The 14,392-nt window shown below is 64.7% G+C and carries 8 protein-coding genes; 5 read left to right on the top strand and 3 right to left on the bottom strand.

The features are described from left to right. Window positions 1–114 precede the first annotated feature (114 nt). From JAO73_RS20775 to proC, 5 genes are all read left to right on the top strand, one after another. Window positions 115–3,363: a SusC/RagA family TonB-linked outer membrane protein gene (locus tag JAO73_RS20775; RefSeq protein ID WP_198979184.1), complete on the top strand. Its 3,249-nt coding sequence runs from the start codon at window positions 115–117 to the stop codon at window positions 3,361–3,363. 14 nt (window positions 3,364–3,377) lie between these two features. Further along, window positions 3,378–4,703 carry a RagB/SusD family nutrient uptake outer membrane protein gene (locus tag JAO73_RS20770; protein ID WP_198979183.1) on the top strand — a complete coding sequence of 442 codons (1,326 nt, stop codon included), beginning with the start codon at window positions 3,378–3,380 and terminating at the stop codon, window positions 4,701–4,703. A 173-nt stretch (window positions 4,704–4,876) separates the two neighbouring features. Further along, a complete protein-coding gene (locus JAO73_RS20765) occupies window positions 4,877–6,088 on the top strand; it encodes an anhydro-N-acetylmuramic acid kinase (RefSeq protein ID WP_198979182.1) in 1,212 nt (403 codons plus the stop codon). 183 nt (window positions 6,089–6,271) lie between these two features. Then, a complete protein-coding gene (locus JAO73_RS20760) occupies window positions 6,272–7,453 on the top strand; it encodes an acyltransferase family protein (RefSeq protein WP_198979181.1) in 1,182 nt (393 codons plus the stop codon). A gap of 138 nt (window positions 7,454–7,591) precedes the next feature. Beyond that, a complete protein-coding gene (gene proC, locus JAO73_RS20755) occupies window positions 7,592–8,392 on the top strand; it encodes a pyrroline-5-carboxylate reductase (RefSeq protein WP_198979180.1) in 801 nt (266 codons plus the stop codon). Here proC and JAO73_RS20750 read toward each other — a convergent pair whose 3' ends face one another. From JAO73_RS20750 to JAO73_RS20740, 3 genes are all read right to left on the bottom strand, one after another. Continuing rightward, window positions 8,393–10,018: a 3-(methylthio)propionyl-CoA ligase gene (locus JAO73_RS20750; RefSeq protein ID WP_198979179.1), complete on the bottom strand. Its 1,626-nt coding sequence runs from the start codon at window positions 10,016–10,018 to the stop codon at window positions 8,393–8,395. Between the two features lie 75 nt (window positions 10,019–10,093). After that, entirely contained in the window at window positions 10,094–10,627 is a 534-nt protein-coding gene (locus JAO73_RS20745; RefSeq protein WP_198979178.1) for a hypothetical protein, read from the bottom strand. 241 nt (window positions 10,628–10,868) lie between these two features. After that, on the bottom strand, window positions 10,869–13,754 hold the full coding sequence (locus JAO73_RS20740) for a serine hydrolase domain-containing protein (RefSeq protein WP_233169327.1): 2,886 nt from the start codon (window positions 13,752–13,754) through the stop codon (window positions 10,869–10,871). Window positions 13,755–14,392 lie beyond the last annotated feature (638 nt).

The following is a 14,392-nucleotide window of genomic DNA, read 5'->3' as shown; positions in this document are numbered from 1 at the left end:
CTTCACAAACGCCAACCCATTCATAGCAGAAGTTGAATATTAAGCGAATTATTTCTATACCTTGACGTAAAGAACCTTGCTTTCTCACCTTTTTCCCACCAAACTCTTCTGCTTATGTACCATGTATATCGAGACAAGCTGGCCCGGCATCTGGGCGGGCTATTGCTGTGCCTGCTGCTGGCTGCGCCGGTGCTGGCCCAAACCGCAAGCCAGCGCTACACCCTGCGCGGCCGCGTGACCGACGCCGCCGGGCTGGGCCTGCCCGGCGCCACGGTGCTGCTGAACGGCACCACCTTCGGGGCCTCGTCCGACGCCGACGGGGCCTACGCCGTGAGCGCCACCGTGCCGCCCGGCAGCTATACGCTCACCATTTCGCTGATTGGCTACAAGTCGGAATCGCGCCCGCTGCGGCTGGGCACCGACGAAACCGTGACCACCGACGTGGCCCTGAGCGAAGCCCAGCAAAAGCTGGACGAAGTGGTGGTGGTGGGCTCGACGGTGACCGTGAACCGGCGCGAGCTGGGCAACGCCATCAGCACCATTAAGGGCTCAGAACTGACGCAGAGCGGCTCCGGCGCGGTGCTGAACTCGCTGCAGGGCAAGGTGCCCGGCGCCCAGATTACGCAGAATTCCGGCGACCCGGCGGGGTCTATGTCGGTGCGCCTGCGGGGCATTCACACGCTGGCGGGGTCGTCGGACCCGCTGTACGTGATTGACGGCGTGATTATCAGCAATGCCAGCACCAACGTGTCGCAGCTGGCGCTGGCCAACGACATCGGGGTGGCCAACGCCGGGCAGAACCGCCTGGCCGACCTCAACCCCAACGACATTGCCAGCATCAACGTGGTGAACGGCTCGGCGGCGGCGGCCATATACGGCTCGCGGGCCGCCAACGGCGTGGTGCTCATCACCACCAAGCGCGGGGCGGCCGGCGGGGTGAAGGTGTCGGCCTTCACCAGCTTCACCGTCAACGAGCTGCGCAAGTCGGTGCCGGTGAACACCTACGGCAAGCAGTTCGGTGCGGATACTTACCAGAGCCGGAACGCCAATGGAACTATCGCAACCAACGTTTTCCGGTTGTATACCATTGGTTCGGCGGCCCCTCTCAGCTCCAACAACATCCCCGTTCCGGGCCTGACCACCACTACCATCACGCGGGCCAACGTGCCTACGCCGCTGGCCAGCAACCTGGTGGACGTGACGCGCTACAACTACTTCGACCAGATTTTCCGGACCGGCTACGGCACCGACGACGGCGTGTCGTTATCGGGCGGCTCGGAGCGCACGCAGTACTACGTGTCGCTGAACTACCTGAAGAACCAGGGCATCATCAAGGGCACCGATTTCACGCGCTACAACCTGCGGGCGCGGGTGGAGCAGCGCCTCACGGGCTGGGCCAAGCTGTCGGCCGGGCTGAGCTACATCAACAGCTTCTCGAACGAGAAGGCCAACGGCAACGTGTTCTACAGCCCGATTAACTCGGTCAACATCACCAACAACATCTACGACATCACGCAGCGCGACGCCAACGGCAACCTGCTGGCCGTGGAGCCCACCCGCGTAAACCCGCTCTCGACCATCGAGGACATGAAATTCACGCAGGGCGTGAACCGCACCATCAGCGACGTGCAGGTGAACTTGACGCCGTTCAAAGGCTTTTCGCTCGATTACGTGTTTGGCGTGGATGCCTTTTCGCAGGCGGGCCAGGGCTACATCCGGCCCTACCCCTACCAGGCCACGGCCGGCCTGCCCGCCGCCCGCTACCCCTTCGGCTACGCCTCCAACGCCAACAACGTGGCCGTGCAGCTGAACTCCGACATCAACGCGGGCTACGAGTACGATTTCAGCGAAACGCTGAAACTGAGCCTGCGCGCCGGCTACAACTACCAGTTCAGCCAGCAGGACCTGACGGCCACGCAGGGCCAGAACCTGGCGCCGTTCATCACGACGGTGAGCGGGGCCTCGAACACCACCGTCACCTCGCAGTACAACCTCGACCGGTACTCGCTGAGTGGCTATTACGGGCAGGCCACGCTGGGCTACCGCAACCTGGCCTTCATTACGGCAGCCGTGCGCAGCGACCGGGCCAGCAAGTTTTCGCCCTCGCAAACCAACCAGATATACCCGAAAATCAGTGGCTCGCTGGTGGTGTCGGACATGAGCTTCTGGCAGAATTCCACCTACGGCCAGGCGTTCAACACCCTGAAGCTGCGGGCCAGCTACGGCGAGTCGGGCAACCTGGTCATTCTGCCTACTTACGGCCGCTTCTACGCCTTCAACCCGGTGGGCTTTTTGGGCCGCAACACGCTCACACCCAGCACGCAGCTGGCTAACCCCGATGTGAAGCCCGAGCGTAACTCCGAAACCGAAGTGGGTGCCGACCTGGGCTTTCTGAAGGACCGCATCAGCCTGGGCGCCACGTACTACTACCAGAAAATCACTGACCTGCTGCTCTCGCGCAACCTGGCGCCGTCGTCGGGCGGGGCCACCATCTTCAACAACGTGGGCAGCATGGAAAACCGCGGCCTGGAACTGCAGCTGACGGTGGTGCCCGTGAAAACCGAAAACTTCACCTGGGACGTGACGGCGCTCTACAACCGCAACCGCAACAAGGTGCTGGACCTGCCCGGCTCGAACGGCAACACCCAGGCCATTTCCATCGACAACGCGGCCGGCGCGCCGGTGTACCTGCTGGCCGGGCAACCGGCGGGCGTGTTCTACGGCTCGGGCTACGCCCGCGACGCCAACGGCAACCTGCTGCTCACGCCGCAGGGCTTCCCGCAGGACGAGCGCACCACCGGGCAGGCCGTGGGCGCGGTGGGCTTCACGCCCTCGCGCACGGCCGACGGCCAGCCCAGCTACGCTGCCGGCACGGCCATTGCCAACGTCATCATCGGCGACCCCAACCCGAAATGGACGGGCTCGCTGAGCTCCAACCTGACCTACAAGAAGCTCTCGCTGCACCTGCTGCTCGACGCCGTGCAGGGCAACAGCGTGTTCAACGCCGACAAGCGCACCCGCCAGGGCGTGGGCCTCGGCGACCTGGCCGAGAAGGAGCTGCGCGGCGAGCTGCCGCGGGGCTACATCTTCGCCATCTACAACACCCAGGAATTTCGGGTGGACGACGGCTCCTTCGTGAAGCTGCGCGAGGCGGCGCTGAGCTACGGGCTGCCCACGTTCACGAAGCTCATCAGCTCGCTCAACCTTTCGCTGATTGGCCGCAACCTGATTTCGTGGGACAACTACAACGGCTTCGACCCCGAAACCAGCGCCGGCGGCTCCAACGACCTGCTCCGCGCCATCGACTTCGGCAACGTGCCCATCCCGCGCACTTACCAGATTAAGCTTTCGGCCACGTTCTAGCCTTCGCCATCGCCATGAAAAAGTACACCATCCTCGCGGCCCTGCTGGCCTTGTCGCTCGGCAGCTGCAACAAAGAATACCTGAACCCCAGCGCGGCCAGCGAGCAGCAGGTCGTGACTTCGTCCGACGGGCTCATCACGCTCTGCAACGGCCTGCAGGCCCGCTACACCACCGGCGGCGCGCTCAGCGTGCTCTACAATTCGGTGGCCGCCGGCGGCCTCAGCACCAAGGAGCTCACCATCCTGAACGTGGGCAACATCGAGGAATACAACGTGAGCCTGGGCGCCGGCAACGTCACGAACAGCAACGGCGTGGTGCGCAACCTCTGGACGCAGGCCAACCTGGTGAAAGCCAACGCCGACCTGGTGCTGGCCAACGCCGGCAACGCCACCGAAGCAGGCACCCGCAGCGGCATTGTGGCCTACGCCAGCATTTTCCGGGCGCTGGCGCTGGGCACGTTGGCGCAGTTTTTTGAGAGCGCGCCCCTCACGGTGCAGGAGAATGCGGCCTTCGTGCCCCGCGTGCAGCTGCTGCAAAACGCCGTGGCCCAGCTCGAAACGGCCGCCACGCAGCTGGCCGCGGCGCCGGTGTCGGCCGACTTCAACGCCAAGATTGTGCCCGGCATCGACCTGCCCAACACCATTCAGGCCCTGATTGCGCGCTACAGCCTGCAGGCCGGCGACTACGACAAAGCCCTGGCGGCTGCCGGCCGCGTGGACCTCACCAAACGGTCGGTGTTCAACTTCGACGACAACACCCGGAACCCGCTGTTTGAAGTGGCTTTTGGCAACCGCAACGTGTTTGAGCCCTTCAATACCAGCCTGGGCCTGACCGGCGCGCTGGCCCCCGAGTCGGGCGACCGGCGCCTGCCCGCGCTGCTGCGCATCAGCCCGGCCCCGCTGCCCACCCAGAACCTGGGCACCGGCTTCTTCACCGCCAACAGCGCGCCCATCCCGGTGTACCTGCCCAACGAAATGATTCTGATTCGGGCGGAGGCCTACGCCCGTAAGAGCGATGTACCCAACGCCATCAGCGAGCTAAACCGGGTGCGCACCAGCACGGCGGCGGCCGCCACTACCAGCACGGGCTTGCTGCTCACGCTGCCGGGCGCGGGCCTCCCGGCGTATTCCGGCCCCGCCACCCAGGCCGACGTGCTGACGGACATTCTGCGCAACCGCAGCATCGAGCTGGCCTTCCAGGGCTTCCGGCTCGATGACAACCGGCGGTTTGGCCGCCCCGGCCCGGGCGCGGCCGGCGCCGAGCGCAACCGCAACTTCTACCCCTACCCCCGGGTGGAGCGCGAGAACAACTCGCAAACGCCCACCGACCCGCTGATTTAGGGGCGGCGGAGGGGCGTCTGCTAGAACGTCATGCAGAGCGCAGCGAAGCATCTCGCGTGTGGAGGTAAACCAATCGTCAGGATTACTTCAGCACGCGAGATGCTTCGCTGTGCTCAGCATGACGTTCTTTTGCTTTTCCTACCTTCTGCAGCGCCTCGCGCTTTCTCGAGAAAATGAACTCCCACCTCGCCCGCCTGTGCCACCTCGCTACGCAGCCCAGCCGCCGCATCATCGGGCTGATGTCGGGCACCTCGCTCGATGGGCTGGACGTGGCGTTGTGCCGCCTCACCGGCCACGGCCCCGGCACGCAGCTGGAGCTAGAGCACTTCCGGACGGTGCCGTATGCCGAAGACACCAAAGCCCGCATTCGCGAAGTATTTGCCCGCGAGCAAGTAAGCCTGGAGTTTCTCACGCTGCTCAACCCCTGGCTGGGCCAGCTGCACGCCGCCGCCATCCTGGACTGCCTGCGCGACTGGCACATTGCGCCCGCCGAAATCGACCTGGTGGCCAGCCACGGCCAGACCATCTACCACGCCCCGCGCCACCAGCACCAGCGCTCTGAGTTCGACCTGAACGCGACCCTGCAGCTCGGCGACGGCGACCACGTGGCCGTAGGCACCGGCATCATCACCCTCAGCGACTTCCGGCAGAAGCACGTGGCGGCCGGCGGCGAAGGTGCCCCGCTGGCGGCTTATGGCGACTTTCTGCTCCTCAGCAGTGCCGACGAGGAGCGGCTGCTGCTCAACCTCGGCGGCATTGCCAATTTCACCTACCTGCCCCGTGCCGGCGGCGACGCCACCACCGCTTTCAGCACCGACACCGGCCCCGGCAACACCCTGCTCGACGCCACCGTGCGCGCCCACCGCCCCGGCTTGGCCTACGACGAAGACGGCCGCCTAGCCCTGGCCGGCCGCGTGCACCAGGGCCTGCTCACCACTTTGCTCGACCACCCGTTTTTCAGCGCCCCGCTGCCCAAAACCACCGGCCCCGAACTATTCAGCCCCACGTACCTGGCCCAGGCCCAGCAGCGTAGCGCCACCGAAAACCTAAGCGTGGAAGACATCCTCGCCACCTTGGCCGAGCTGAGCGCCGTGGGCGTGGCGCGGGCCGTGCAAGCCGCCTTTGCCGAGCGGCCGGCCCCCACTGCGGTGTACGCCAGCGGCGGCGGCGCCCACAATCCGGCCCTCATGGCGGCCCTGCAGCGGCATTTGCCCACCGCCCGCTTCGCCAGTACTGATGCGCTGGGCGTGTCGGGCGACGCCAAGGAAGCCATTCTCTTTGCAGTGCTGGCCAACGAGGCCGTGGCCGGCCAGCCGGTGGCCATTGGCGCGGGGCGGCAGCGGGTGCCCGCCGTGGGCATGGGCAAAATTTCTTTTCCAGGCTGAACTGCAGAACGTCATGCCTAGAGCCGCGAAGCATCTTTACCGCAGACGTAATTCAATCGCCAGGCGCCCCCCTCTCCCTGTGGAGAGGGGGCCGGGGGTGAGGTGCCCATTCGCGCAGCCACGAAACCATAAAGATGTTGCGTTCCACCTGACGTTCTTTCGAACCCCAAACCCCACTTCGCCATGAACTCCATCACCCAAGCCGCCCTTGCAACCACCGGCGCGCAGCCGCTGGCCGAAGCCTCGCAGCCGGGCCGCCTCATCAGCCTCGACGTCTTCCGCGGCCTCACCGTGATGGCCATGATACTGGTGAACAACCCCGGCGACTGGGGCCACATTTACCCGCCGCTGGAGCACGCCGAATGGAACGGCTGCACCCCCACCGACCTCATCTTCCCTTTTTTCCTGTTCATCGTGGGCGTGAGTTTGGTCTATGCTCTCGATGGGGTGAAGCGCCAGGGCGGACCGCAGGGACCGGTGCTGTGGCGGGTGCTGCGCCGGGCGGCGGTGCTGTTTGGCCTGGGCCTGCTGCTGTCGCTGTATCCCAAATTCAACTTCCCGGTGGTGCGCATCATGGGCGTGCTGCAACGCATTGCGCTGGTGTTTCTGGGATGCAGCTTCATCTTCTTGAAAACCAGCTGGCGTACGCAGGTGTGGCTCGTGGTCGGGTTTCTGGTGGGCTACGCGGTGCTGATGCAGCTGGTGCCCGTGCCCGGCTTCGGCCCGGCCAACCTGGAGCCCAGCACCAACCTCGGCGCCTGGCTCGACCGCTTGGTGTTCACGGAGCCTCACCTCTGGAAACAAAGCAAAACCTGGGACCCCGAGGGCCTGCTGGGCACGCTACCCGCGTTGGGCACCGGCCTGCTGGGCGTGCTCACGGCCCAGTGGCTGCGGCGCAAAGACCAGGAGCCGGCCGCCAAAGTGGCGTGGCTATTCGTGGCCGGCGGCGCCATTATCCTGGCCGGCCTGGTGTGGGCGCCGTGGTTCCCCATCAACAAAGCTCTGTGGAGCAGCTCCTACGTGCTCTACACCGGCGGCCTGGCCATGGTCAGCCTCGCGGCCCTCTACTGGATTTGCGACGTGCAGGGCCACCGCGCCTGGACGCGCCCGGCCGTGGTGTACGGCGTCAACGCCATTCTGGTATTCTGCCTGTCGGCGCTGCTTTCGCGCACGTTCGGGCTGTTCACGCTGCCGCTGCCAAACGGCAAAACCGGCGGCGTAAAAGAGTGGCTTTACGAGTGGGGCATTGCTCCGCACTTCGCCGACCCGCGCATGGCTTCGGCCGCCGGGGCCCTTACGCTGATTATCATTTGGTATTTCATCCTGAGCTGGATGTACAAGAAGGGCGTGGTGCTGAAAGTGTGAGTTCGGTCGGGATGAAGCAGAACGCCATGCAGAGCACAGCGAAGCATCTCGCCTGTTTGAGTAAATAATGGCTACCCCGAGCGAGATGCTTCGCTGCGCTCTGCATGACGTTCTTGTGGTGGTCTATCAATCCATCTCATGAAAATCCTCATCATTGGCGGCGGCAACATGGGCCTGACGTACGCCCGCAGCTTCGTGCGCGCCCACGTCACCTCGCGGCTCGATTTGCGGCTGCTGGCCCGCTCGCCCGAGCGCGTGGCGGCCCTGGCGGCCCACGAAATCGGCACGGTCTGGGGCTCGCCCGAAGAATGCGTGCCCGGCGCCGACCTCCTCATTCTGGCCGTGAAGCCGCAGGACTCGCCGGCCCTGTTTGAGGTGCTGCGCGGGCTGGTGCAGCCGCAGCAGGTGGTGCTCAGCATCATGGCGGGCGTGCGCATTGCCACCCTGCGCGCGGCCCTGGGCACGCCCAAAATCATTCGGGCCATGCCCAACCTGCCGGCCCAAATCGGCATGGGCATGACGGCCTTCACCAGCACCGACGAAGTGACCCGCGCCGAATTGGTGCAAGTGCAGAACCTGCTCAGCACCACCGGCAAGACGGTGTACGTGGAAACCGAGGCCGCCATCGACGCCAGCACGGCCATCTCGGGCAGCGGCCCGGCCTACGTGTACTACTGCATGAGCGCCCTCATGGACGCGGCCGCCCAGATGGGCTTCGCCCCCGCCGAAGCCGAGCTACTCGTGAGCCAGACCTTCCGCGGCGCGGTGGAGCTGTACTCGCAATCGGGCCTGAGCTGCGAGGACTGGATTGCCAAAGTGGCCTCCAAGGGCGGCACCACGGAAGCCGCGCTGAAAGCCTTTGGCGCCGGCGCGGTACGCGAGGGGCTGGTGGCCGGTGCCCAAGCGGCACGGGACCGGGCCGAGGAGCTGGGGAAGTAGCTACGCCACCGAATACCCCGCAAAATCCTTGCGCAGCTGCGTCTTGAGGATTTTGCCGGTGGCGGTGTGTGGCAGCTGGTCGACAAACTCCACGGCGTCGGGCTCGCAGAACCTGGCCACTTTGCCTTTAAAAAAATCAAGCAGTTCCTGCGCTGAAACATCCATGCCGGGCCGGCGAACTACTACCAGCAGCGGACGCTCGCTCCACTTGGCACTGGGCACGCCGATGACGGCCGCTTCGGCCACGGCGGGGTGGGCCACGGCCAGATTTTCGAGGTCGATGCTGGAAATCCACTCGCCGCCCGACTTGATGACGTCCTTCGAGCGGTCGGTGATGTGCATGAAGCCCTCGGGGTCGATGGTGGCCACGTCGCCGGTGCGGAACCAGCCGTCGGCGGTGAGCTCGCCGGGCGTAAGGCTGCGGAAGTAGTCGCGCACCACCCAGGGCCCGCGCACCAGCAAGTCGCCGAAAGCCACGCCGTCGTGCGGCAGCGCGTGGCCGTCGTCGCCCACAATTTTAATGTCGACGCCGAACACGGCCCGGCCCTGGGTGGCCAGCACGGCGGCTTTTTCCTCGGAGCTCAGCTCCAGCTGCGGGGCTTTGAGGCGGCTGGCGGTGCCTAGCGGGCTGGTTTCGGTCATGCCCCAGGCGTGGGTGATGGTGACGTGCAGCTCGTTTTCAAACGCTTTCATCAGGGCCGGCGGGCAGGAAGAACCACCCACCACCGTGCGCCGCAGGGTGCTGAACTTTCGGTGCCCTTCGCGCATAAACTGCAAGAGCGCCAGCCAGATGGTGGGCACCCCGGCCGAGAACGTGACGCCTTCGTTTTCCATGAGCTCAAACAAGCTGGCGCTGTCCATGCCGGCGCCGGGCAGTACCAGCTTGGCCCCGTTGAGCGGAGCCGCGTAGGGCAAGCCCCAGGCGTTGACGTGGAACATGGGCACCACGGGCATGATGACGTCCAGGGCCGAGCAGCCCAGCGCATCGGGCAGCGAGATGCCCAGCGCGTGCAGCAGCGTGGAGCGGTGCGAGTAGAGCACGCCCTTGGGCTGGTCGGTGGTACCGGACGTGTAGCAGAGCGAGCAGGCCGTGTTTTCGTCGAAGCTCGGCCACTCGTAGTGCGGGGCTTCGGCGGCCAGCAGGTCTTCGTAGCTGCACAGGCCCGGCAGCTCGGAACGAGTGGGCAGGTGCTCGGGTCCGGTCATGAGCACCCATTTTTCTACGGTGGGGCACACGGGCGCCAGCCGCTCCACCAGCGGCAGGAAGGTGAGGTCGAAAAACAGCATTCGGTCCTCGGCGTGGTTGATGATGTAAACGAGCTGCTCCGGAAACAGCCGCGGGTTGATGGTGTGGCACACCGCGCCAATGCCCGCCACGCCGTAATACAGCTCAAAATGCCGGTGCGTGTTCCAGGCCAGGGTGCCCACCCGGTCGCCGTTTTCAATGCCCAGCTTCAGCAAGGCGTTGGCCAGCTGCTTGCTGCGGGCGTTGGCCGCGGCGTAGGTGTAGCGGTGGATGCCGCCCTCGGGCCGGCGCGACACAATTTCGGTATCGGCGTGCCACTTGGCGGCGTGCTCGATAATTGTGGCCACGCGCAGCGGCTCGGCCATCATCAGTCCTAGCATGGTGGGAATTGTTGGAGAGTGAAGGCGGAAGATACACCGCCCGTTCTGCAACCCGGCAGGCCCCAACTGGTTTTGCTACGGCAGCCGGTACCACAGCGTGCCCCCTTCCAGAAAGGCCACCACGCCCACGCCTTTGGCGTAGTAGAGCCGCCGGATGGGCTTGGTGCGCGGCGGCAAATTCGCGGCCATAACAGCGCTGTTCGACAATTGAATGACCGGCCCGTAGGTGATGCCGCCCACCCGCAACGACGGCAACACGTGGGCGGCGGTATCGGGAAGTACTTGGTTGGCCACTACTTGCTGAATGGGCAAGTAATTATAGAATCCAAAGTCCCAGCTGATTTCGGATTGCACCACAACCGGGCCGTTGCCGTAGTTGTCACCGGCACTCATGTCCAGCAAAGTGACGACGCCGGTAATGGCCACTGAATCGGGCTTACCCGGCGTGCTGCCCGCAGTGCGAACGTAGCGCACAGTATCGGTGCGTTGAACGTCTACCCGAATTTGCTGCAGCCTCGACGGCGTGGGACCTGCCAACACCGGAATGCCTCCGCAGTTACAGTCCTCCACCAGGCGGTCGTCTACCTCCGTAATAGTGAACGTACGCACCTTGCTGCTGCGTGCTTGCCCGAACCGGAGCACGTCGCCTACACGGTACGGCTGCCACGCCAACTGCTCAGGGGTCAGCCGATACTCTTGGACTTCCTTTTTACAGCCCGCAACGGCAAATAGGAGTAGGCAGCCGACGGCGGCAGTGCGAACGGAAAGCATAGGCAAAGGACTGAGAAAGGCTCCTGCAAGATACCGCTTGAGCACCGACTCCCGTTTCCCGTTTCGCAATGCCCCGCGCCTACTTCCGCACCGCCTCGATGGCCAGCTGCAGCAACGACGAACGCACGCTCAGCTCGGTCAGCTTATTATTTCGCCGGGTGGGGTGCACGCGGTTGGTGAGCAAAATCACCACCAAATCCTTTTCCGGCTCGACCCAGAAGTAGGTGCCCGTGAAGCCCGTGTGCCCGTAGCTGCTTTGCGAAGCGCTTTTGGCCGAGTTCACCGTGGGGTTGGCCGCCGGGCGGTCGAAGGCCAGGGCGCGGCGGTTGTCGGGGCAAAACTGGCAGCGCGTCCACTCGGCCATGATGTCTTTGCCGAACACCTGCTGGCCACCGTAGCGCCCGCCCCAGGCGTAGGTCTGGGCGAGCTTGGCCACGTCGTTGGCATCGCCGAAGAGGCCCGCGTGGCCCGAGAGGCCGCCCAGCAGGGCCGCGCCTTCGTCGTGCACCGTACCATGCAGCAGCTGCCGCCGGAAGGCCGAATCCACTTCCGTGGGCACGATGCGGGCCAGCGGAAAACGATTAGTAGGCCGGAAACCCAGCGTGGTGGCGCCCAGCGGCCGGTACACTTCTTTCTGCAAAAACGCATCGAACGTCTGCCCCGTGCGCGCCTTCACCAGTTCCGGATACAGAATAAAGGAAAGGTCCGAATACACGTAGCCCGGCTTCTCGTTCAGCGGCGACTCCCCTATCTCCTTATAGATGCGGGCCGGCAAATCCTTGCGCGCCCACAGACCAGCTGCGGCCGGCAATGGAAACCGCGCCGACGAATCGGCCCGGAAATAGCGGCGGCGCATCTCCCCGTTTTTCTTGCGCAGCTCCTGCCAAAACGGAATCCACGCCTTGAGGCGGGCCTGGTGGGCCAGCACGTCGCGCATCTTCAGGTCGGCCTTGTTGGTGCCGCGCAGGAAGCCGAAATAGTTGCCTAGGGCGCTGTCAGGGCTGAATTTGCCCTGGCCCTGCAGCTTCATCAGGGCCGGCGTGGCGGCCATCAGCTTGGTCATGGACGCTAGGTCGTAGAGGTCGTCGTTGCGCACGGGGCGCGGCACGCTCACGGGCTGAACGTTACCAACTACACGTGGATTTTTCTTCTTGGGGTCAACCACTACGTCGCCGAAGCCGGCATACGTCTGGTTGCCATAGCTTTTGCGGAGCACCACCGTGCCACGCCGCGCAATGAGCACTTGGGCGCCCGGAAACGCCTGGGCGGCCAACGCCCGGCCCACCAGGCTGTCGACGCGGGCTTCGAGGCGGCCGTCCAGGCCCACGTCTTCGGGGTTGGCGTAGCGCAGCCGGAAACTGCCAGCCGTGCGCAGCCCGAAGCCGCGCGGGTATCGGTCGCTCACCGTCACGGGCAGCTTGCCGGTGGCCCCGATGCCACCAAAAATGGCCTGGGCGGCCAGGCTCTGGGCGTTTTCGCTTTCCTGATACGCCATGATGACGGCCGCAGCGCGGTCAAGGTCGCGCACCTTGGCCACCGCATAGGCCGAGCCAAACACGCTGAGCACCAACGTTTGCTTTTGGTCGACTAGCTCGCGGAGCAGCAGGTTGGTTTCCGGCGTGATGCCAAAGCTGGTGGCGGGCAGGCGGCCCAGGCTTTGCAGGCCCACCAGCACCACGTTGTAGGGCTTGAGTGCGGCGCGCAGCTTCATCAGCTCATCGAGCGTGGGCGTGGCCGAGGCGTGAAAGTGCGCGGCGGGCGCGTAGTCGGCCACGGCTTTCTGGAAGTCGGTGGTGTCGCGCGGGGAGCCGCCCAGCACCAGCGTGGCGATGCGCAGGGTGTCGAGGCGCTGCAGAGGCAGCAGGTTCTTTTGGTTGCGCAGCAGCGTGATGCTCAGCTCGGTGAGGCGGTGGCTAAGGAACTGGGCGTGGGGTGCGTTGAGGTCCTGGTAGAGGTTGCGGGTATCGATGGGCCGATAGTGGTTCAGGCCGGCCCACTGCTTGAGGGCCAGCACCCGGCGGCAGTGCACGTCGATTTCCTGCTGGGTGAGGCGGCCGCTGTCCACGGCGGCGCGCACCATGCGCAGGGCCAGCGGAATGTTCTTGCTGAACTCCAGAATGTCGTTGCCCGCAATCAGGGCGCGCACGTCGGCCTCGCCCGGCTCAAACATGCTGATGACGCCGCGCATGTTCATGGCGTCGGTAAACACCAAGCCCTTGAAACCCATCTCCGTGCGCAGCAAATCGGTGATGATGGGCCGCGACAACGTGCTGGGGCCCAGCACCGTGTCCAGGGCCGGCACGTTGAGGTGGGCCACCATCACGCCGCCTAGCCCGCCGGCCATCAGGCTGCGAAACGGCGGCAGTTCCAGCGAATCGAGCCGACGACGGTCGACGCGCACGGTGGGCAGGGCCAGGTGCGAGTCGGCATCCACGTCGCCGTGGCCGGGGAAGTGCTTGGCCACGGCCAGAATGCCGGCGTCCTGCATGCCGCGCATGTACTGGCGGCCGTCGCGGGCCACGGCAGCGGGGTTTTCGCCCCAGCTCCGGAAGCCAATGACGGGGTTGGCGGGGTTGTTGTTCACGTCGACCACCGGCGCGAAGTTGACGTGCATGCCCAGGCGCTTGAACTGCCGGGCCACCTCGCGGCCCATGTCATACAGCAGCGTGGTGTCGGTTTCGCCGCCCAGGCTCATTTGGTAAGGAAATTTCACCACGCTGTCGAGGCGCATGCCCACGCCCCATTCGCCGTCCATGGCCACGAGCAGGGGCACGCGGCTCTGACTCTGGTAGCGGTTGAGCAGGCGCGCCTGCCGGGCCGGGCCGCCCTGGAAGAAAATCAACCCGCCGATGCCGTACTGCTTGATGAGGGCCGAAATGGAGTCTTCATCAACGCGCTTGCGGTTGGAGTAGGCCGCCACCATGAACAGCTGCGCGGCGCGCTGGTCGGGCGTAAGGGCCCGCATCAGGCTGTCGACCCACGGCGAATGCAGGTAGCGCGTGAAGGCCGGCGCTTTGGCACCGGGTTGGGAGGCGGCTAGCTTGTTTTTAGAGCTTTTCGCTTGGCTAGCCTTGGCCTTAGCGTTCTTGGGCAGCGGTTTAGCAACGGGCCTCGCTGCGTTTGCTGGCCGGCCGGCTTGGGCGGGTTTGGGACGCACTTGGGCACGGCCAAGCAGCGGGCATGCCAACAACAGAATCAGAAATAGGGCCGGAAAACGCAATGGGAAAGCAGGAAGAAGCGAGTGAAACAGAATAACGAAAGTACTTCCTGGTCCCGTGCCGAAGGCGCATGCGCCAAAACGCGGGCGTATCGCCCCTGCTCAGCAGCAAGCCTGGGGCCCCAGCCAATGGCCGGCAGCGAGGCCAAAACTCAAGCCCCTTGCCACAAGCTCGACGTTGAATAAGTACAAAAAACGCCAAAACCGCTTGACGGCATTGATTCCGAAATTTATTATCCGCTGTCCAACTTATTATCACTGGTTACATCTCAATATTTAGAAAATACAGATTCCATAATATGCCTCTGAGCCCCACGCAAGCCATTTCGGGCCGTCGGCTACGGAATTTTATACTAAAAGATTCAAAAGTGCTAAGTTTTGTAACT

It is taken from the genome of Hymenobacter miniatus, from assembly GCF_016427455.1.
GTDB lineage: Bacteria > Bacteroidota > Bacteroidia > Cytophagales > Hymenobacteraceae > Hymenobacter > Hymenobacter armeniacus.
The sequence above is the reverse complement of the archived record's forward strand: the minus strand, read 5'-3'. Positions and strand labels throughout refer to the sequence as shown.

Coding starts and splice junctions, on each gene's coding strand:
- JAO73_RS20765 (WP_198979182.1), top strand. CDS start 4,877: ATGAACTCCCACCTCGCCCGCCTGTGCCACCTCGCTACGCAGCCCAGC.
- JAO73_RS20775 (WP_198979184.1), top strand. CDS start 115: ATGTACCATGTATATCGAGACAAGCTGGCCCGGCATCTGGGCGGGCTA.
- proC (WP_198979180.1), top strand. CDS start 7,592: ATGAAAATCCTCATCATTGGCGGCGGCAACATGGGCCTGACGTACGCC.
- JAO73_RS20760 (WP_198979181.1), top strand. CDS start 6,272: ATGAACTCCATCACCCAAGCCGCCCTTGCAACCACCGGCGCGCAGCCG.
- JAO73_RS20740 (WP_233169327.1), bottom strand. CDS start 13,754: ATGCGGGCCCTTACGCCCGACCAGCGCGCCGCGCAGCTGTTCATGGTG.
- JAO73_RS20770 (WP_198979183.1), top strand. CDS start 3,378: ATGAAAAAGTACACCATCCTCGCGGCCCTGCTGGCCTTGTCGCTCGGC.
- JAO73_RS20750 (WP_198979179.1), bottom strand. CDS start 10,018: ATGCTAGGACTGATGATGGCCGAGCCGCTGCGCGTGGCCACAATTATC.